Genomic DNA, 19,636 nt, shown 5'->3' with positions numbered 1-19,636 from the left:
CGGCCGTGGCAGGAGGAGTTCCACGAGGTCGCGCCCGGCCGGTTCGCGGTGCTGGTGCGGGCCGTGGCGGTCGGCGCGCGGTCCGCCGCGTCCGGCACGTTCCGGGCGAGGGTGCGCGACGCGTCCGGCGGCTGGGTCGTCGTGCGGGCGGGCCGGTTGATCGGCGAGGACGACGCCGAGACGGTGGTGACCGTGGAACGGGCGTCCGCCGACGACCTGCTCGGCCTGCTGTTCGCCGCCTACGGCCTGACCGCCCGCGAGCGCGAGGTGTGCCACGAGGTCATCGCGGGACGGTCCACTTCGGACATCGCGGTCCGGCTCGCGATCTCCGCGCACACCGTGCAGGACCACCTGAAGTCGGTGTTCGGCAAGGTCGGCGCGCGCAGCCGCGGCGAGTTGGTGGCGACGCTGCGGCCCGAGGACCGCACGACCGGCTGAGCGGCGGCCCGACCGGGGTCAGAACGCCTTGGCCGCGGTCGCCGCGTCCTCGTGCGCCTGCTCGCGCGCCTGCTCGGCGTCGGGCGTCACGAGGTTGGGGCGGAACTCGACCTCGGTGATGTCGGTGATCCCGGCCCAGCGCAGCCAGCCGTTGAAGAACGGCCGCTGGAAGTCCGTGCCGAACGCGGGCGGGACGCCGTCCCCGTACACGGCGCTGGTGTAGACGACCGCGGCCTTCCGGCCGGTGAGCAGGCCGCGGTAGCCGTGCTCGGGGTCGAACCCGAACACCATGCCGGGCTGGCTCACCACGTCGATGAACTGCTTGAGGACGTACGGCACGCCGGTGTTCCACATGGGCACGCTGAACAGGTACGCGTCGGCGGCGGCGAACCGCTCGAACGTCCGCACGACGGCGTCCCACGCGCGGGCGGCGGCGCCCGACGGCTCCTGGCCCGCGAACACCGCCATCTTGGCCGCGGTCGCGTCGGGGCCGAACTCGGGCAGCGTGCCGTCCCACAGGTCGAACGCGTCGACGTGGTGGTCGGGGTGCGCGGCGCGGTAGGCGTCGAGGAACGTGCGGGCGATCGCCAGCGACTCCGACGCCTCGCCGCGGGGTGACGCGGAGATGTGCAGCAGGGTGGTCATGCGGTCCTCCATCAGGGCGCGATCAACCGGACTGCGGTCCGGATAACGACCACTGTAGCGGACTGCAGTCCGTTTGTGTCGGGCGGCCCGTCGTGCGCCCCGTCACGCGCCGGTCAGCACCAGGCGGGCCAGGCGGCCGACGTCGTCGGCGAACCGATCGGCGGAGAACTCCTCGCCCGTCGCGTGCCGCAGGTCGGCGGCCAGCGGGGCGAGCAGCGCGTGCGCGAAGAAGTCCGCGTCGAGGTCCGGCCGCGCCTCCGCCAGCAGGATGCGCAGGTGCAGCCGCCAGAACCGGTAGGCGCCCGTGCGGTACCGCGCGCCGGGGCTCGCCGTCTCCGACAGCCGCACCAGGTCGAGGTTCGCCTCCAGGAACCGCGCGTACGCCGTGACGAACGCGACCAGCCTCTCCCCCGCCGGCGCGCCCGGCCCGACCGGCGGCGGTCCACTGAGGACGGACCGCTGGAGGTCTTCCTCGCGGACGCCGAGGAGTGCCGACGCGAGGCCCGCCTTGTCGCCGAACCGGCGGAACAACGTCCCCTTGCCCACGCCCGCCTCGCCCGCGATCTGGTCCATCGACACGGCGGCGACGCCGTGGCGGGAGAAGAGCCGGGCCGCCACGTCGAGGATCTTGGCCCGGTTGCGCGCCGCGTCGGCCCGCTCCTTCGGCGCGGGTCCGCGCAGACTCGCCAACTCGACGTCCTGATGCGCGCCACCGCCGTGCTCGTCGCTCATGGAGGCGGACTGTAGTCCGTCTGCGCCGGCACAATCATGTGGCTGGCCAACCAATCGTGGTACGGTCATGTGGCCAGCCACAGAACGGAGGTGACCGTGGACCAGCCGAGCACGGCCGACGCGGGCAGGCTGAGCTACGCGATCTTCACGCTGGCGCGGGCGCACCGGGGCTTCGCCGCCGCGCTGCTGCGCGACCTCGGCCTGCACCCCGGCCAGGAACTGCTGCTGATGCGGTTGTTCGACCGGGACGGCCAGACGCAGTCCGAGCTGCTGGAGCACGTCGGCCTGGACCACTCGACCGTCTCGAAGTCGTTGCGCCGCATGCAGGACGCGGGCCTGCTGACCCGCGAGCCGAGCGAGCGGGACCGGCGGGTGCTGCACGTGTGGCTCACCGACGAGGGCCGCGCCCTGCGCGAGCCGTTGACCGACCTGTGGTCCACGCTCGAACGCGCGTCCGTGCGCGGGCTCGACCCGGCCGAGGTCGACACGTTCATCAGGCTCGCCGGCGCGGTCGAGCACGCGATCGCCCACCGGCACACCCACCCGATCGAGGAGGAACCAGGATGAAAGCCGTGGTGCTGGAACGGTTCGGCGGACCGGAGGAGCTACGCCCGGCCGACGTGGCGCGCCCCGAGCCGGGACCGGGCCAGGTGCGGGTGGCGGTGCGCGCGGCGGGCGTGAACCCGTTCGACGGGAAGGTCCGCTCGGGCGCGATGGAGGCCGTCTTCCCCACACCGCTGCCCGCGATCCTCGGCCTGGAGGTCGCCGGCGTGGTCGACGCGGTCGGCGCGGACGTCACCGGTGTGGCCGTGGGCGATCCGGTGTTCGGCTTCGCGGACACCGGCTCCTACGCCGAGCACGCGTTGGCCACCACGGTCGCCCGCAAGCCCGAAGGGCTGTCGTGGGAGCACGCCGTGACGCTGCCCGTGGCCGGTGAGACCGCGGACCGCGTGCTCGGCCTGCTCGACGTCCGGCCGGGTGAGACGCTGCTCGTCCACGGCGCCGCGGGCGCGGTCGGGTCGATCGCCGTGCAGGTGGCCGTGGCCGCCGGCGTGCGGGTCATCGGCACCGCCGGCCCCGGCAACCAGGAGCACGTCGCCGCGCTCGGCGCCACGCCCACCACCTACGGGGAGGGCCTGGTCGAGCGGGTGCGGGCCTTGGCGCCCGAAGGCGTGGACGCCGTGTTCGACGTCGCGGGGAAGGGCGCGCTGCCGGACTCGATCACGCTGCGCGGCGGCACCGACCGGATCGTCACGATCGCCGACAACACCGCCCACGAACTGGGGGTCGTCTTCGCCGCCGGTCCGCAGCAGCGGTCCGCCGAACGCCTCGCCGAACTGGCAGACCTCGCCGCCCAGGGCACGCTCCGCACCACCGTGGCCGCCACGTTCCCGCTGGTGGAGGCCGCCGAGGCGCATCGGCTCAGCGACTCGGGCCACGCGCGCGGCAAGGTCGTGCTGACGGTGTGATCACGGCTCCGGCCGCGTCCCCACGAGCCGTGCTCCCGGATCGTTCCCGTGCGGCGCGGACTTCGGGCGCCCCCTGGACACCTGCTCACCACTGCCTGTAACACATGGTGAACCAGTTACCGGCAGGAGCTCGATCCGAGGAGGTCCGATGGCGGCACGGGAGTTCGATCGGCGCACGGTGCTGCGGCACCTGGGGGCGGCGGGCGCGATCGGAGGGCTGGCGACCGCGTTCGGTACCGTGCCCGCGATGGCTCAACCGTCCGTGACGCCGTTCGACCTGCACTTCGAGGTGTCGCACAAGTACCGGCCGTTCGACCTGGTCGCGCCGCGGTTCGTGCAGTACGACAGCGCCGTCACCCCGCCCTCGGCCGCCGCCGGCACGCTGGTCCGCACCGGCGTGCGGCCGCGCGCGCCGTTCGGGTCGGTGCTGGTGGAGGTGCAGCAGGCCGGCACCGGCGGCGTGGTCGTGGCGGGCCTGGCGGGCAACGCCACCTCCGTGCTGGGCACGTTCGACGCGTCCACCGGGCGGGCGACCATCGAGGTCGCCACCGGCGGCGCCACCACCGTGGTGAAGTCGGCCGACGTCCGCGTGGTGACCGGCGCGTTCCGGTTCGCCGTGGTCGTCAACGAGAACGCGGTCACCGTCCTGCTCGACACCACCGGCACGGGCACCGGCTGGCAGCCCGTGCTGACCGAGCGGGACGGCGTGCGCGCCCTCGTCGACCTGCGGGTCCCCGCAGTGCTGGGCGGCCTCGACTACGCCTACGGCGGGCGGGACGGCGACGTGCGCCTCGGCCGGGTGCGGGCGGGGTACTTCGGCCAGGCGGGCGTCCGCGACCCGCACGTCGTGCAGCACGCCGACGGCAGGCCGTTCATCCGCGACGGCAAGCTGTACCTGACGATGACCAACGCCGGCCTCGGGTTCTTCCAGCAGGCGCACTGGGCGGTGTGGACGATCGACCTCGCCGACCCGAGCCGGTTGGAGCAGGTCGCCGTGCTGTTCTTCGAACGCGACGGCGTCGTGCTCGGCGACCACGCCGGCCAGATCGTCTACGACGACCGCACCGGCCGGTTCATCCTGCTGATGAGCTCGTGGGGCGACTTCGCGTTCCGCGGCGTCCACATCCGCCACACCACGACCAGGGCGAACGTGCTGAGCGGCGTGCACGTCCTGCCGACGTCCCGGCTGGCGCTGCCGACCGCCGTCAGCTCGTGGGACCCCGCCCTCACCCGCATCGACGGCCGCTGGAACCTCGCGTTCGTGGAGAGCGAGGCGCAGCAGCCCGCGTTCGTCTTCCACCCGGCGCTCGCCATCGGGCCCCGCGGCGCCGACTACGCGGAATCGCTCGCCCTGGTCGGCGCGGACAACGCGGTCGACCAGACCGAGGGCACGATCATCCAGCGCGTCGGCCGTGACTGGCACGTGTTCGCCAGCGACGGCGACGCCCGCCAGTACCCCGTCTACGACATGTCCATGCGCAAGCTCGGCACCCTCGACGCGCCGTACGGCACCAACATCCCGCACCCGATGCTGCTGCCGGTCGGCCGCGAGTGGTGGCTGATCACGTTCGACGGCACGCAGTACGCGGAGCCCGTGCTCGGCTACGGCGGTCACGGCGACCTGATCCTCATGCGGGCGTGAGCCGCCGGCACCCGCCTTCGGCATGCTCGTCGCCGTGACGACGAACATCGAGGACGCCTTGGACGCGGTGGCCGCCGGAGACCTCGACCGGGCCGGGGCGGCGGTCCGCGACGGCGGATCGCCCCTGGCCGAGGCGCTGGCCGCGCACCTGGCGGAGGAGCGGGGCGGGTCCGTCTACGACCAGCCGGCCGCGTTCGAGGCGTTCATCGACGGCGGCGGCAACGTCGGCCTCTACCGGGCCGTCGGCGAGGCGTTGGCCGCCCTGCACGCCCGCGTCCGGCACCCGACCGTGCTGGACGTCGGGTGCGGCGACGGCCGGCTGCTCCGGCCCGCGCTCGCCGGCCACGGCGGCTCGACCGTGACCCTGGTCGAGCCGTCGGCGGCGTTGCTGGACGCGGCCGTGCGCGCGTTGGACGGCTTCGAGGTGGACGCCCGGCCGACCAGGGTCGAGCCGTTCGCCGCGTCCCTGGCCGACGACACCGCGTTCGACGTGGCGCAGTCGACGTTCGCGCTGCACGCGCTGCCGCACGACGTCCGCGACGGCGTGCTGTCCGACCTCGTCGGGCACGTCGGCACGCTCGCCGTGGTCGAGTTCGACGTCCCGGACCTGCCGCACGGCGGACCGGAGCACCTGCGTCGCCTCGCCGAGACCTACGAGCGCGGGCTCGCGGAGTACGGCGCCGACCGCGCGCTCGTGGCCCGTGGCTTCCTGATGCCCGTGCTGACCGGCCAACTCATGCCCGGCGCGATCCGGGCGACGTGGGAGCAGCCCGCCGCGCGGTGGGCGGAGCAGGCCGAGCGGGCCGGGTTCGCCGACGTCGAGGTGACCCGGCTGCACGACTACTGGTGGGCGCCCGCGTTCCTGCTCACGGCGTCGGGGTCGCCGCGCCGATAACGCGCCACGCGAACCTCGCTCGACCGGGGCAGGCGGTCACCAGCGCGGGAACTCCGCGCCCACGTCGCCGTCGAACAGCCGCCAGTAGAAGTCGTTCATCGCCGCCGCGGCGGGCGCGTGCCGGGTCAGGATGGCGGCCACGCCCGGCGGCACGCCGTCCGCGACGTGACCGGCCGCCCACCGGCGCACGAACTCGTTGCGGGCGACCGGGCCGCCGACGGCCGGGACCTCCACGCCGCACACCTCGGTCACCAGCCAGTTGACCAGGCGCATGGACGCGTACCCGGCGTCGTGGTCGGCGTTGCGCCGCACGAAGTCGCGTTCGGCGGCGGACAGGTCGAACCGCGGCGACGTGGCCAGCCCGAAGTCCACGAGGTGGATGCGCTCGCCGTCCGAGCGGAGGTTGCCGAAGTGCCCGTCCAGGTGCAGCAGCTCGCGGCCGCGCAGGAACGCCACGATCTCCGCGAGCTGCCGCTCCACCACGTCCGCCTTGCCCGCCGGGTCCTCGGCGAGCCAGTCCCCCAGCGGGAGCGGGACGTACTCGGAGAACAGCACCAGGCTGGACGTCGCGGCGGCCAGGGCTTCGAGCCGCGCCCGCACGGCCGGGCTGCCGTCCAGCGCGGCCACGACCGCGTCGACGTCGGCGTGCTCGGCGGCGACGGGTGCGCGTCCGGGCAGCACCCGCCAGTGGTGCAGCAGCGGGAACGACCCCGTCTCGCCGGCGAGAACCCCTTCGGTGACGACGAGGTTCGCGGCCAGCTCGCGCCACGCGCCGAACCCGGGGCTGACGACGCCGTACTGGCAGAACACCGGCAGGTCGAAGAGGTTCGCGGTGGAGCGCGGGTGGGCCAGTTCGAGGTCGGTCAGCGGGACGCGCTTCGCGAACACCGGCACGCCGTCGACGTCGAGCACCGCGGGGCCGCCGCCCACGCCGACGTCACCGGCCCGTCCCGCGTCGAGGAGCGCGACCAGCTCGTCGTCGTCGCGCGAGGCGAGGAAGCCCGACAGCTTCTCGTGCAGCGCGCGCCTGGCAGCCGTCATCACACGATCATCCCAGCCCTGGAGCCACCTCATGTGCAACTGTGCGGTTGCACTTCGACAGGCTATGTGCAACCCTGGGGTTGCATCTGATGGCGTCACCGAAGGAGTTCCAGGCATGAGCGCGGACCGGATCGAACGTGAGACCCTGATCGAGGCGTCGTTGGAGCGGGTGTGGTCGCTGGTGACCCAGCCCGGCTTCTGGGTCGCGGACGAGGCGACCCTGGCCGGGACGGTGGCGAAGGAAGGCGAGTCGGTGGTGGCGAAGAACTCCCAGTACGGCGAGTTCCCCGTGCAGGTGGAGAAGCTGGAGCCGCCGACGTACGTCGCGTACCGGTGGGCCAGCGCGTTCCCCGGCCAGGAGTTGCGGCCGGACAACAGCACCCTGGTCGAGTTCACGTTGACGTCGGAAGGCGACAAGACGCGCCTCCGCGTCGTCGAGAGCGGCTTCGCGTCGCTGGCCGCGCCGGAAGACCTGCGCGACAAGGCACTGGAGGACAACCGCCGCGGCTGGCCCGAGGTGATCGACGCGTTCAAGAAGCGCGCCGAACACCTGCCGGAGTGACGGACGGACGTCGCGGCGCCGTCGACGTCGTCGACGGCGTCCTCGCCGCGCTCTCCGACCCCACCCGGCGGCAACTGCTCGACGTGCTCGCCGCGCGGGGCGAGGCGACCGCGACGACGCTCGCCGAACGCCTCCCCGTCTCACGGCAGGCCGTGGTCAAGCACCTGGCCGTGCTCGACGCCGCCGGGCTGGTGTCCGGCAGCCGGGTCGGGCGCGAGGTGCGGTACGCGGTGAGGCCGGAGGCGCTGGACGCGACGGCCCGGTGGATGGCCGCGCTCGCGGCCGACTGGGACCGCCGACTGGCCACCATCAAGCGCCTCGCCGAGGCCGCCGAGCGCGAGTCGCGCTAGCACCACCCCTCTCCCCCAGCCCGCACCGGCGCGACCGGCCGGGCGGCGCCGAATCCACCGAACCCGCGAACGCACCCCGATTCCGGGGTGTGTTCGCGCTGCCCGGAGAACGGCTCGCGACCCCCTTGGCCACGGCCACGCGGACGGCGCGCCGACCGTCGACCTCCGGGCCCTCGCAGAGAAGGAACCGTCTTGACCACCACCACAACGTCGCCGCCGCGGTTCGGCAGCCGGCAGCGGTTGACCCTGTTCGTGCTGCTGGGCGCCGGATTCATGCTGTCCGTCGACTTCTCCATCCTCAACGTCGCGCTGCCGGAGACCGGAGCCGGCGTCGGGCTCGGCTCCGACGGGCTCCCCTGGATCATCTCCGCGTACGCGTTGCCCGCGGCGGGCTTCACGCTGCTGTTCGGGCGGATGGCGGACCTGTTCGGCCGCCGCAGGCTGTTCCTGGCCGCCATGGCCTTGCTGACCGCGGCGTCCCTGCTCGGCGGCTTCGCGGTCAACCCCGAGATGCTGCTGACCGCGCGGGTGCTCCAGGGCTTCGCCACCGCGATGACGATCCCGGCGGCGCTGTCGCTGCTCACGACCATGTTCGAGGAAGGCGCGACCCGCGACCGCGTCCTCGGGCTGAACGGCGCCCTGCTGTCCGGCGGCTTCACCGTCGGCGCGCTGGTCGGCGGCGCGCTCGTCAGCGTGACGAGCTGGCGGGCGGCGTTCTTCATCAACGTCCCCGTCGCCGTGGCCATCCTGGTCCTCACGCCGTTCCTGATCAACGAGAGCCGGTGGCCCAGCCGGGTCAAGCTGGACCTGCCGGGGGCGGTGACCGTGACGGCCGGCCTCCTGGCCGTGGTCTACGCGATCATCGAGGAGAACCTGCCCTCGGCCGTCGTCGGCGCGGTGCTGCTGGCCGCGTTCTGGGTGATCGAGCTGCGCTCCCCCGCGCCGCTCGCCCCCGTGCGCATCCTCAAGCGGCCCACGGTGAAGTGGGGCAACTTCGCCGGGCTCGTCATCTTCACGATGGAACCGGCGATGATCTTCCTGATGACGTTGTACGTGCAGCGGGTCCTCGGCCTGTCCCCGCTGGTCACCGGCCTGGTCTTCGGCGTGCCCGGCCTGGCCGCCGTCGCCGCCGGGGTCATCGCCGGGCGGTTCATCGGGCGGCACGGCAGCCGCAAGGTGCTGGTGGTCGGCATGGTCGTGCAGGGCTTGGCGACCCTGCCACTGGTGTTCGTCGGTGCGGACCGGATGGCGCTGGCCATCCTGGTGCCCGCGCTGTTCATCGGCTTCTTCGGCCACGTGACGGCGATCGTGGCGTACACCGTCACCGGCACCTCCGGCCTGCCCGACGAGGAGCAGGGCCTGGCCACCGGACTCACGTCGATGACGCAACAGGTGGCGATCACCGCGGGCATCCCGATCCTCAGCGCGATCGCCGCGACGCAGGCCGTGGAGCTGACGGGCATCCACCTCGCGCTCGGCGTGAACGTCGTCGTCACGCTGGCGAGCGTGGTGTTCATCTGGTTCGGCCTGCGCCCGCGCGCCGACCAGCCCACCACCAGCGCGCCCGTGGCGACCGTGGCGGCCTAGCCGGAGGCGCGACAGGCCGGCCACGACAGGAGAAGACCGGATTCCCGCGGCGCCGGGGTCCGGTCTTCTCCTGTCGTGGCCGGTTGTTTGCGCAATCACGGCGAACCCTCGGCAAGGTGCGGCACTTCGGCGCCAGCGGCTCGACGGTCGAGATCCCGACGGCACGTCGCAGCGCGATGACTTCAGATGGCCAAGACCAGCGTTTTCGTCACGGATTGAGAACTGTAACGATGCAGTGAACAGTCTCGGGCTGGACACACCGGCGGACGGGCGGCTAGCGTCCGCCACCAATGTTTGCGTAAACATCGCATCCGCCCACGTCAGTCAGCAGGGAGAGACGATGACGTCCATCTCGGTCCCGGTCGAGGCGCCGCCCGCCCGGCGGGCCCGGTCCGCGCGCCGACACCGGGTCCACCGCAGGGGTTGGCTGTTCGTCTCGCCGTTCCTGCTCGTGTTCGCCCTGGTGTTCCTGGCGCCGATCGTCTACGCGGTGTGGTTGAGCCTGTTCCGCGAGCAGGTGTTCTTCGGCGGCACGGAGTTCGTCGGCCTGGACAACTACGCGGTCGTGCTCGCGGACGCGAAGTTCTGGGAGTCGTTCCTGCGGGTGCTGCTGTTCCTGGTCGTCCAGGTGCCGGTGATGCTGGTCCTCGCGCTGGTGGCGGCCCTGGCGATCGACAGCGCCCGGCTGCACGCCGCGGGCTTCTTCCGGATCGTGATCTTCCTGCCGTACGCGGTGCCGGGCGTGGTGGCGGCGCTGATGTGGGGCTTCATCTACGGCGACCACTTCGGCCTCGCCGCGGACCTCAACGACCTGCTCGGGCGCAACGCCGTCCAACCGATGTCCGGGGACTGGGTCCTCGCGTCGATCGGCAACATCGTGACGTGGGAGTTCGTGGGCTACAACATGCTGATCTTCTACTCGGCGCTGAAGGTCGTCCCGGGTGAGCTGTACGAGGCCGCGGCCATCGACGGCGCGGGGACGTTCCGGATCGTCCGCAGCATCAAGCTCCCCGCCATCCGCGGCGCGGTCGTGATCGCCACGATCTTCTCGATCATCGGCAGCTTCCAGCTCTTCAACGAGCCCAACATCCTGCGGGCGCTCGCGCCGGGCGCGATCAGCACCTACTACACGCCCAACATGTACGCGTACAACCTGTCGTTCAGCGGCCAGCAGTACAACTACTCGGCCACCGTCGCGATCGTCATGGGCATCCTCACCGCCGTCATCGCCTACGTCGTGCAGCTGCGCGGCGCGCGGAAGGGTGCGTGAGCGCCGTGGCGACCACCCGGACGTTCCTCAAGCCCCGCAAGTCCGTCGCGCTGACCGTCGTGATGGCGTTGTACCTGCTGTACACGCTGGTGCCGCTGGCGTGGCTGCTGATCAGCGCGACCAAGACCCAGCAGAGCCTGCTGTCGACGTCGGGGCTGGCCTTCGGCGGCTCGTTCGCGTTGTTCGACAACATCGCCGAGACGTTCACCCACGACGGCGGGATCTTCCTGCGGTGGCTGGGGAACACGCTGCTCTACGTCGTGGTCGGCGCGGGCGGCGCGACGGTCCTGGCGACGGCGGCGGGGTACGGCCTGGCCAAGTACCGGTTCCGGGGCAGGCGCGCGGTGTTCGCCGTGCTGCTGGGCGCGATCGCCATCCCCGGCACCGCGCTGGCCGTGCCGACGTTCCTGATGTTCAGCCAGATGGGGCTCACCAACACCCCGTGGGCGATCATCATCCCGTCATTGGTCAGCCCGTTCGGCCTGTACCTGGTGTGGACCTACGCCGTCGAGGCGGTGCCGGACGAGCTGCTGGAGGCCGCGCGCATCGACGGCGCGGGCGAGGTCCGGATCTTCCTGAAGGTGACGCTGCGGCTGCTGCTGCCCGGCGTCGTCACGGTCGCGCTGTTCTCCGTGGTGTCGACCTGGAACAACTACTTCCTGCCGCTGATCATGCTCAGCGAACCCGACTGGTACCCCCTGACCGTCGGCCTCAACCAGTGGAGCGCCCAGGCCTCCGGCGTCGGCGCGCAGCCGATCTACCACCTCGTGATCACCGGCTCGGTCATCACGATCGTCCCGCTCGTCATCGCGTTCCTGCTGCTCCAGCGGTTCTGGCAGTCGGGTCTGACCGCGGGCAGCGTCAAGCAGTGACCTCCTCCTCTTCCTCCTCCTCTCGAGTCCCACCTCACCGCCGCGAAAGGACTTCCCCCATGTCACCCACCAGGCGCCGTTGGCAGGCAGCCGCCGCCCTCGCGATCGCCCTCACCACGGCACTCGTCGGCTGCTCCTCCGGCGGCGACACCCCCGCGCCGGTCGGCGCCACCGGCACCCAGGACGCGGTCGACGCCGCCCTGCGCGAAGGCGGGGAGATCACCTACTGGAGCTGGACGCCCTCGGCGAAGGCCCAGGTCGAGGCGTTCCAGAAGGAGTTCCCCAACGTCAAGGTCAACTACGTCAACGCCGGCACCGGCAACGACCACTACACCAAGCTCCAGAACGCCATCAAGGCCGGCTCCGGCGCGCCCGACGTCGCCCAGGTCGAGTACCAGGCGTTGCCGCAGTTCGCGATGACCGGCGCGCTCGTCGACCTCGGCCAGTACGGCTTCAACGCCTTCGAGGACGACTACAGCCCGTCCACGTGGAACTCGGTGAAGGTCGGTGGCGGCCTGTTCGGCCTGCCGCAGGACTCGGGCCCCATGGCGCTGTTCTACAACAAGCAGGTCTTCGAGCAGCACGGCATCGCGGTCCCCAAGACCTGGGCGGAGTACGTCGAAGCGGGCAAGAAGCTCCACGCCGCCGACCCGACCAAGTACATCGCCTCGGACACCGGCGACGCGGGCTTCGCCACCAGCATGATCTGGCAGGCGGGCGGCAAGCCGTTCACCACCGACGGCAAGAACGTCAAGATCAACCTGCAGGACGAGGGCGCCCGGAAGTGGACGTCGACGTGGAACGAGCTGGTGGAGCAGAAGCTCGTCTCCACCATCCCCGGCTGGTCCGACGCCTGGTACAAGGCGCTGGGTGACGGCACCATCGCCACGCTCGTCACCGGCGCGTGGATGCCGGGCGTGCTGAAGTCCTCGGTGCCCGACGGCGCCGGCAAGTGGGCCGTGGCCCCGATGCCGACCTACGACGGCAAGCCGGCCACCGCCGAGAACGGCGGCGGCGGCCAGTCGGTGCTCAAGCAGAGCGCCAAGCCGGCGCTGGCGGCGGGGTTCGTGCGCTGGCTGAACAACGGCAACGGCGTCAAGACGTTCCTGGAGAGCGGCGGCTTCCCGGCCACCACCGCCGACCTGGGTTCGCCCGCGTTCAAGGACCTGGCCGAGCCGTACTTCGGCGGTCAGCAGATCAACCAGGTGCTCACCGCCGCCGCCGACGAGGTCGTGCCGGGCTGGTCGTACCTGCCCTACCAGCTGTACGCCAACAGCATCTTCGGCGACACCGTCGGCAAGGCCTACGCCAACAGCACCGCGATCGACGCCGGTCTGGCCGACTGGCAGAAGGCGCTCGTCGACTACGGCAACCAGCAGGGCTTCACCGTCACCACCGGGTGACCACCGCGGCGGGGCGGCCGGGCGCCGGCCCCCCCCCCGCCACGACCCCAGGAGCGGACACATGACCGTCACCATCGACGTGGACCTCGGCGACGCGATCGGCGCCGTGCCACGCCGGCTGTTCGGCTCGTTCGTCGAGCACGTGGGGCGGGCGGTGCACACGGGCGTCCACGAGCCCGGCCACCCCGCCGCCGACGCGCGCGGCTTCCGCCGTGACGTGCTCGACCTCGTGCGCGAACTGGGCCCCACCGTGGTCCGCTACCCCGGCGGGAACTTCGTGTCCTCGCACCGGTGGGAGGACGGCGTCGGCCCGGTCGCCGAACGCCCCACCCGCCTCGACCCGGCGTGGCACAGTGTGGAGGGCAACGAGTTCGGGCTGCACGAGTTCGTGGCGTGGGCACGGGAGGCGGGGGTCGAGCCGATGTACGCGGTCAACCTCGGCACCCGCGGCATCCAGGAGGCGGCCGACGTCCTCGAGTACTGCAACCACCCCGGCGGCACGACGCTCAGCGAACGACGCCGGGCGAACGGCGCGGACGAGCCGTTCGGCATCCGGCTGTGGTGCCTGGGCAACGAGGTGGACGGCCCCTGGCAGGTCGGCCACAAGACCGCCGCGGAGTACGGTCGGCTGGCCGCCGAGACCGCGCGGCTGATGCGGATGATCGACCCGGACGTCGAACTGGTCGTCACGGGCAGCTCCAACGCGGAGATGCCGACGTTCGGCGCGTGGGAGCGCACCGTGCTCACCCACACCGCCGCCCTGGTCGACCACATCTCCGTGCACGCCTACTACCAGGAGCACGACGGCGACGTCGACAGCTACCTCGCGAGCGGCGCGGCGTTCGACCGCTACCTCAAGGCCACCGCCTCCATCATCGACGACACCCTCGCCGAACTGGCCCTGGCCAAGGACATCGGCATCGCCGTCGACGAGTGGAACGTCTGGGACCAGCGGCACTGGAACGAGGTCGAGCAGCCCCGCCTGCGCTCCGGCCCGCCGCGGAAGCACCCCCGCGTCATCGAGGACACGTACACCGTCACGGACGCCGTGGTGGTCGGGTCGCTGCTGAACACCTTGCTGCGCAACGTCGACCGCGTCACCGTGGCGAACCTCGCCCAGCTGGTCAACGTCATCGCGCCGATCCGCAGCGAGCCCGGCGGCCCGGCCTGGCGCCAGACCACGTTCCACCCGTTCCGCGCCGCCGCCGCGCACGCCCGCGGCACGAGCGTGCGCACGACCGTGACCGGCACACCGATCCGCACCGCGCAGCACGGACCGGTCGACCCGGTCGACGCCGCCGCCACCGTGGACGAGCGCACCGGCGGCGTCGCCGTGTTCCTGGCCAACCGGTCCACCGCCGCGGCGACCGACGTGCGCCTGTCGCTGCACGGCGGACGCTTCACCCTCGCCGACGCGCACACCGTCACCGTGCCGCCCGGCGCCACCCGCCACGCGGCCAACACCGAGCACTCCCAGCCCGTCGAGCCGGTGCCCCTGACCGGGGCGCACCCGCTGCCACACCCGGAAGGAACAACCATCTCCGTGACACTCCCGGCCCTGTCGTGGTCCGCGCTCGTCCTGAGCCCCGTTGCGGGTGACCATGCCTGAGTTCACCATCGGCGAGCGGGACTTCCTGCTCGACGGCCGGCCGTTCCGCGTCCTGTCCGGCGCGCTGCACTACTTCCGCGTGCACCCGGACCAGTGGGCCGACCGCATCGACAAGGCCCGGCGGATGGGCCTGAACACCATCGAGACCTACGTGCCCTGGAACGCGCACTCCCCCGCTCCGGGCGTGTTCGACCTGTCCGGCGGGCTGGACCTCGGCCGGTTCCTGCGGCTCGTCGCCGACGCCGGCCTGCGCGCCATCGTCCGGCCCGGCCCGTACATCTGCGCGGAGTGGGACAACGGCGGCCTGCCCGCCTGGCTGTTCCGCGACCCCGAGGTGGGCGTGCGGCGGGCCGAACCCCGCTACCTGGCCGCGGTGAAGGACTACCTCGACCGCGTGTACGAGGTCGTCGTCCCGCTGCAGGTCCAGCACGACGGCCCGGTCATCCTCGTGCAGGTCGAGAACGAGTACGGCGCCTTCGGCGACGACAAGACGTACCTGAAGACCCTGGCGGAGCACGCCCGCGACGCCGGCATCACCGTGCCGCTGACCACGGTCGACCAGCCCACCGACGAGATGCTCGCCGCGGGCGGCCTCGACGGGCTGCACCGGACCGCGTCGTTCGGCTCGCGCGCCGCCGAGCGCCTGGCCACGCTGCGCCGCCACCAGCCGACCGGGCCGCTGATGTGCTCGGAGTTCTGGAACGGCTGGTTCGACCACTGGGGCGCGCACCACCACACCACCTCGGCGGCGGACGCGGCGGCCGAGCTGGACGCCCTGCTGGCGGCGGGCGCCTCGGTGAACCTGTACATGTTCCACGGCGGCACCAACTTCGGGTTCACCAGCGGCGCCAACGACAAGGGCGTCTACCAGCCCACCACCACGTCGTACGACTACGACGCCCCGCTGGACGAGGCGGGCAACCCGACCGCCAAGTACCACGCGTTCCGCGAGGTCATCGCCCGCTACCACGACGTGCCCGACGAGCCGCCGCCGGTCGCGGCGCCCGCGCCGGAGCTGACGGCCGCGCTCACCGACCCGGTGTTCCTGCTCGACGCGCCCGAGCGGTGGGGCGTCCCGGAGCGCCACGACGCCCTGCCGACGCTCGACGAGCTGGAGCCGATGCCGCGCCTGGCGCTGGTCACCACGCGGGTCGACGCCGCCGGTCCGGCGGTGCTGTGCTTCGGCGAGGTGCGCGACCACGCCTCGGTGTTCCTGGACGGCGACCCCGTCGGAACCCTGATGCGGGAACACCACCAGCGCGCGCTGGGCGTGCCCCGCGGCGGGCGGCTGGCCGTCCTGGTCGAGGACCACGGCCGGGTCAACTACGGCCGGCGGATCGGCGAGGCCAAGGGGCTCGTCGGCGGCGCGACCCTCGACGGCGAACCCCTGACCGGGTGGGAGGTCCTGCCGCTGCGCCTCGACGTGCCGCCGCCGGTGTGGGACGACGGCGACGAGCGCGTGCCGGTCGACGGCGCGGTCGCGGGCCCGGTGCTGCTGCGCGCCCGGTTCGACCTCGACCGGCCGGCCGACCTCCACCTGGACACCGCGGGCTGGGGCCGGGGTGTGGTGTGGGTCAACGGTTTCTGCCTCGGCCGCTACTGGTCGCGGGGACCGCAGCGCACCCTGTACGTCCCCGGCCCGGTGCTGCGCGCGGGGGGCAACGAGGTGGTCGTGCTGGAGCTGGCGGCGCTGACCGAACCGACCGTCCGATGTGTACCGGGACCGGACCTGGGACACGTCGAGTCGTGAGGCCTCGGTCGATGTCGACGTCACCGGCGGACGGCTATAGTCCTGCAGTGGTATGACGTTGTCCAGTCCACCTGGGAAGGAGTCCTCGACGTGAGTCCGTCCGGGTCCACGTCCGGGAGTTCCCGGGAGCCGTCCACCCGGCGCGCGCCGGCGCGCCGGGTGTCCATGGCCGATGTCGCGCGCCTGGCCGGCGTGTCCGCGCAGACCGTGTCCCGCGTGTCCAACGGCCACCCCAGCGTCGTCGGGACGACCCGCGAACAGGTGCTCGACGCCATGCGGCGACTGGGTTACCGGCCGAACAGCGCCGCCCGCGCCCTCAAGTACGGCGAGTTCCGCACGATCGGCGTCATCCTGTTCACGCTCTCCAGCGTCGGCAACAGCCGCACGCTGGAGGCGATAGTGGACCACGCCGCCCACGAGGGCTACGCCATCACGCTGATCCCCGTCGCCGTGCCCACGCAGGACGGCGTGCTCGGCGCGTTCACCAGGCTGGGCGAGCTCGCCGTCGACGCGGTCATCGTGATCATGGAGGTGCACCTGCTCGACGCCGCCACCATGACCCTGCCCATCGGCATGCCGGTCGTGGTCGTGGACTCCAACGGCGGCGACCGGTACAGCGTCGTGGACACCGACCAGGCCGACGGCGCGGGCCAGGCCGTCCGCCACCTGCTCGACCTCGGCCACCGGACGGTCTGGCACCTGGCGGGGCCCGCGGACTCCTACGCCGCCGAGGGCCGGGCCGCGGCGTGGCGCGCCACCCTGGCCGACGCCGGCCTGCCCGTGCCCCGGATGCTGCGCGGCGACTGGTCGGCCGACTCCGGCTACCGCGCGGGGCTGGAGCTGGCCGACGAACCCGACTGCACCGCGGTGTTCGCCGCCAACGACCAGATGGCGCTGGGCCTGCTGCGCGCGTTCCACGCGAGGGGCAAGGTGGTGCCCCGCGACGTCAGCGTGGTGGGCTTCGACGACATCCCGGACTCGACGTCGTTCATCCCGCCCCTGACCACGGTGCACCAGGACTTCACCGAGGTCGGCCGCCGCTGCGTCGAACGCGTCCTGCGACAGGTCCACCACCGGCGCACCAAGCCGGGCACCACCCTCGTCCCCACCCGGCTGGTGGTCCGCGAGAGCACCGCGCCCCCGCCGGCCTGACCCGGTCCGGTCAGCCGGCGCGCCGGTCCGCGGCGCCCGCCCGCCACCCGCGCCCGATCTCCCGGACCAGGGCCGGGTACACGCCGAGGTGGCGGAACGGCTTGATGCCCGCCATGTACGCGGCGCCCAGCAGCCCGTTCGGCTTGACCAGGACGGTCATCTGACCGCGGTGGCCGCCCGCGCCGTCCGGGACCCAGCCGAGGTGCACCAACCCGTGCATCGTCCGGTTCGCGACCTCGGCGACCCACTCGTCGCGCGTCAGGTACACGGACTTGAACGGGACGGCGCGCAGGTCGGGGCCGCGCGGGCCGTCGCGGAGGTCCGCGGGCAGCCGGTCGCGCAGGGTCGCCACGCGGGCGCCGAGCCCGGCCTCGGGCTTGTCCCAGCCGAGGAGCTTCCCGAGCTTCCAGCGCAGCGCGAAGAGCAGGCGGGGCACCGGGCACGACACGGCCGGCCCGTCGTCGTTCGCGAACTGCTCGACCAGCCGCGGGAAGTCGTCGGGGCCGCCGGGCGTCGGCAGCGCCCACACGTCCTCGACCTGGAAGTCGCCGGCGAGGTCGTGGACGCGCCAGGGACGGGACGTGTGCGCGGTCGTGGGCAGCCTCATGGTGGCGCTCCTGTCTGTACGGTGCCGTACAGATCAAGGTAGCAGCGTTTATACGCCACCGTATATCCGGTGGCGCGGGTCACGACGGCGCTCAGCCCAGGACGGTGAACCAGGTGGCCGCCACGCCGCCGAGCAGCACGACGGTCACCGCGAGGCCCGCCCCGCCGGTCCCGGCCACCGTCCCGGCGAACGCGAGGGTGGAGACGACCGCGGCCGCGCCGGCCCCGATGTGCAGCACCTTCCGGCGTCCCTGGTTGACCGTGTGCGCCGAGCCGGTGGCCATCGCCCACAGGCACAACGCCATGGCCAGCGTCAGCAGCCGGGACGGCCCGGTGGTCGCGCCCACGGCCACGGTCGCGAGGGCCGCCGCGCCGAAGCCGAGGAACGTGTACGTCGCCAGCCTCGCCGGACGGCTCAGCAGGTGGCGTTCCCGGCTGAGCAGGAGCACCAGGTTCATCAGCGGTTCGAGGCTCCAGCTCAGCACCACGAACACGATCACGACGACGATCAGCGCGCTCGCCCACGCCTCGCCGTCGAACGGGCGCAGCAGGCGGGTCAGGATGAACGGCAGCAGCAGCACCAGCAGGCGCAGCCCCGTGGGCAGCGACGCCAGCCACGAGCCGTACCGCAGCATCAACCCGTAGAGCGGGTTGCGGGACTTGATGGCGATGGACAGGCCGTCGCGGGCGTGCGCGTCGGTGGGGTCCAGGCGCAGGGCGGTGCGGTGTGCCCGGACGGCGGACTCGCCACCGCCGCGGCGCAGCGCCAGCAGCCCTTGGATGCGGTGGGCGTCGGCGTTCTGCGGGTCGAGGCGCAGCGCCTCGGCGACCGCGGCGTCGGCCTCCTCCAGCCGGTGCGAGTCGTAGAGCGCGGCGGCCTGCAACGCGGCGGCGTCGGAGTCCTCGGGGTCGAGGGCACGTGCCCGCGCGATGCTCGTCAGCGCGTCCTCCGGCCGCTCCTGGGCCAGCAGCACGTACGCCTCCTGGACGTGCAGCACGGCGTAGCCCGGCGCGAGCGCCAGGGCTTGGCGCACCGCCTCCAACGCCTCGGGCAGGCGCTTCAGCCCGGCGAGGGACGCGGCGAGCGTGGAGTAGGCCATCACGTGCTCGGGGGCCGCGGCGACCGCCGTGCGGCTGGCCTCGCGCGCCTCCTCGTACCGCTCCTGCCGCAGGAGCGACTGGGCCAGCAACGCGTGGAGCGTGGGCTCGCCGGGCGCCGCGGAGAGCGCGGTGCGGAACTGCGCCTCCGCTTCCCGCGCGCGCCCCAGGTCGAGCAGCGCCTGACCGCGCTGCACGGCCACACCAGCAGTCTCGTCCATCCCCACCCCGGCGGTCGCGCGATCGTCCGGCACACCGTAGGGACGACGGAAGTCGCTGGTCAACGGAATGCCATCCGGTAGCGTACGTCGGGTGACGCATGATCCGGTGATCGAGGCACTGCTCGGCGCGCTGACCGCCGATCCCGGCAACCACCCGGTGCGGGCCCACGTCGCCCGACTGCTGCTGGACGCGGGCCGCCCGGACGAGGCGCTGGCCAACGCCACCACCGTCCTGGCCGCCGCGCCGGACCACGTCGAGGCGCTGCGCACCGCCGCCGCGGCCGCGCGGGCGCT

At 72.8% G+C, this 19,636-nt stretch carries 20 protein-coding genes; 15 read left to right on the top strand and 5 right to left on the bottom strand.

Features of this window, described 5'->3' with window-relative positions:
- Positions 1–438 (top strand): helix-turn-helix transcriptional regulator (locus ACFQ3T_RS22560; RefSeq protein WP_380725553.1); only part of this gene is annotated, 438 nt, incomplete at its 5' end.
- Positions 439–456: 18 nt separating this feature from the next.
- Here the strand turns inward: ACFQ3T_RS22560 and ACFQ3T_RS22555 are convergent.
- Positions 457–1,083: an FMN-dependent NADH-azoreductase gene (locus tag ACFQ3T_RS22555; protein ID WP_380725551.1), complete on the bottom strand. Its 627-nt coding sequence runs from the start codon at positions 1,081–1,083 to the stop codon at positions 457–459.
- Positions 1,084–1,185: 102 nt separating this feature from the next.
- Positions 1,186–1,815 (bottom strand): TetR/AcrR family transcriptional regulator, encoded by a 630-nt coding sequence (locus ACFQ3T_RS22550; protein WP_380725549.1) that lies wholly within the window; start codon positions 1,813–1,815, stop codon positions 1,186–1,188.
- 96 nt (positions 1,816–1,911) lie between these two features.
- On the opposite strand from ACFQ3T_RS22550, the gene ACFQ3T_RS22545 reads away from it, so the two are divergent.
- The 4 genes from ACFQ3T_RS22545 to ACFQ3T_RS22530 all read left to right on the top strand — a co-directional run bounded on the left by ACFQ3T_RS22545 (position 1,912) and on the right by ACFQ3T_RS22530 (position 5,821).
- Entirely contained in the window at positions 1,912–2,382 is a 471-nt protein-coding gene (locus ACFQ3T_RS22545; protein ID WP_380725547.1) for a MarR family winged helix-turn-helix transcriptional regulator, read from the top strand.
- A complete protein-coding gene (locus ACFQ3T_RS22540; RefSeq protein WP_380725546.1) occupies positions 2,379–3,284 on the top strand; it encodes an NADP-dependent oxidoreductase in 906 nt (301 codons plus the stop codon). The genes ACFQ3T_RS22545 and ACFQ3T_RS22540 overlap by 4 nt, the downstream gene beginning before the upstream one ends.
- 148 nt (positions 3,285–3,432) lie before the next feature.
- Positions 3,433–4,926, top strand: a complete 1,494-nt coding sequence (locus ACFQ3T_RS22535; protein WP_380725544.1) for a hypothetical protein — start codon at positions 3,433–3,435, stop codon at positions 4,924–4,926.
- Positions 4,927–4,960: 34 nt separating this feature from the next.
- Positions 4,961–5,821 carry a class I SAM-dependent methyltransferase gene (locus tag ACFQ3T_RS22530; RefSeq protein WP_380725542.1) on the top strand — a complete coding sequence of 287 codons (861 nt, stop codon included), beginning with the start codon at positions 4,961–4,963 and terminating at the stop codon, positions 5,819–5,821.
- A gap of 36 nt (positions 5,822–5,857) precedes the next feature.
- Here ACFQ3T_RS22530 and ACFQ3T_RS22525 read toward each other — a convergent pair whose 3' ends face one another.
- Positions 5,858–6,862, bottom strand: coding sequence for a serine/threonine protein phosphatase (locus ACFQ3T_RS22525; RefSeq protein WP_380725540.1), 1,005 nt, complete (start codon positions 6,860–6,862; stop codon positions 5,858–5,860).
- Between the two features lie 115 nt (positions 6,863–6,977).
- Between ACFQ3T_RS22525 and ACFQ3T_RS22520 the strand changes: the two genes are divergently transcribed.
- The 9 genes from ACFQ3T_RS22520 to ACFQ3T_RS22480 all read left to right on the top strand — a co-directional run bounded on the left by ACFQ3T_RS22520 (position 6,978) and on the right by ACFQ3T_RS22480 (position 17,417).
- On the top strand, positions 6,978–7,424 hold the full coding sequence (locus tag ACFQ3T_RS22520; protein WP_380725538.1) for an SRPBCC domain-containing protein: 447 nt from the start codon (positions 6,978–6,980) through the stop codon (positions 7,422–7,424).
- Entirely contained in the window at positions 7,421–7,774 is a 354-nt protein-coding gene (locus tag ACFQ3T_RS22515) for an ArsR/SmtB family transcription factor (RefSeq protein ID WP_380725536.1), read from the top strand. The genes ACFQ3T_RS22520 and ACFQ3T_RS22515 overlap by 4 nt, the downstream gene beginning before the upstream one ends.
- A gap of 192 nt (positions 7,775–7,966) precedes the next feature.
- Positions 7,967–9,361, top strand: coding sequence for an MFS transporter (locus ACFQ3T_RS22510; RefSeq protein WP_380725534.1), 1,395 nt, complete (start codon positions 7,967–7,969; stop codon positions 9,359–9,361).
- Between the two features lie 340 nt (positions 9,362–9,701).
- A complete protein-coding gene (locus tag ACFQ3T_RS22505) occupies positions 9,702–10,631 on the top strand; it encodes a carbohydrate ABC transporter permease (protein ID WP_380725532.1) in 930 nt (309 codons plus the stop codon).
- Positions 10,632–10,693: 62 nt separating this feature from the next.
- Positions 10,694–11,503, top strand: coding sequence for a carbohydrate ABC transporter permease (locus ACFQ3T_RS22500; RefSeq protein ID WP_380725555.1), 810 nt, complete (start codon positions 10,694–10,696; stop codon positions 11,501–11,503).
- Positions 11,504–11,562: 59 nt separating this feature from the next.
- Entirely contained in the window at positions 11,563–12,906 is a 1,344-nt protein-coding gene (locus ACFQ3T_RS22495) for an ABC transporter substrate-binding protein (protein ID WP_380725530.1), read from the top strand.
- 61 nt (positions 12,907–12,967) lie between these two features.
- Positions 12,968–14,515 carry an alpha-N-arabinofuranosidase gene (locus tag ACFQ3T_RS22490; protein ID WP_380725528.1) on the top strand — a complete coding sequence of 516 codons (1,548 nt, stop codon included), beginning with the start codon at positions 12,968–12,970 and terminating at the stop codon, positions 14,513–14,515.
- Positions 14,508–16,265 (top strand): glycoside hydrolase family 35 protein, encoded by a 1,758-nt coding sequence (locus ACFQ3T_RS22485; RefSeq protein WP_380725526.1) that lies wholly within the window; start codon positions 14,508–14,510, stop codon positions 16,263–16,265. The genes ACFQ3T_RS22490 and ACFQ3T_RS22485 overlap by 8 nt, the downstream gene beginning before the upstream one ends.
- Before the next feature lie 165 nt (positions 16,266–16,430).
- The gene (locus ACFQ3T_RS22480) at positions 16,431–17,417 is read left to right on the top strand and encodes a LacI family DNA-binding transcriptional regulator (RefSeq protein WP_380725524.1); all 987 of its coding nucleotides are present in this window, start codon (positions 16,431–16,433) and stop codon (positions 17,415–17,417) included.
- A 10-nt stretch (positions 17,418–17,427) separates the two neighbouring features.
- Here ACFQ3T_RS22480 and ACFQ3T_RS22475 read toward each other — a convergent pair whose 3' ends face one another.
- Positions 17,428–18,024, bottom strand: coding sequence for a DUF2867 domain-containing protein (locus ACFQ3T_RS22475; protein WP_380725522.1), 597 nt, complete (start codon positions 18,022–18,024; stop codon positions 17,428–17,430).
- 91 nt (positions 18,025–18,115) lie between these two features.
- Positions 18,116–19,342, bottom strand: coding sequence for a tetratricopeptide repeat protein (locus ACFQ3T_RS22470; protein ID WP_380725520.1), 1,227 nt, complete (start codon positions 19,340–19,342; stop codon positions 18,116–18,118).
- 91 nt (positions 19,343–19,433) lie between these two features.
- Here ACFQ3T_RS22470 and ACFQ3T_RS22465 point away from each other — a divergent pair.
- A partial coding sequence (locus tag ACFQ3T_RS22465; RefSeq protein WP_380725518.1) for a tetratricopeptide repeat protein occupies positions 19,434–19,636 on the top strand: 203 nt, incomplete at its 3' end.

The organism is Saccharothrix hoggarensis, assembly GCF_042678885.1.
Lineage (GTDB): Bacteria > Actinomycetota > Actinomycetes > Mycobacteriales > Pseudonocardiaceae > Actinosynnema > Actinosynnema hoggarensis.
This window is presented reverse-complemented; position numbering and strand designations above follow the sequence as displayed.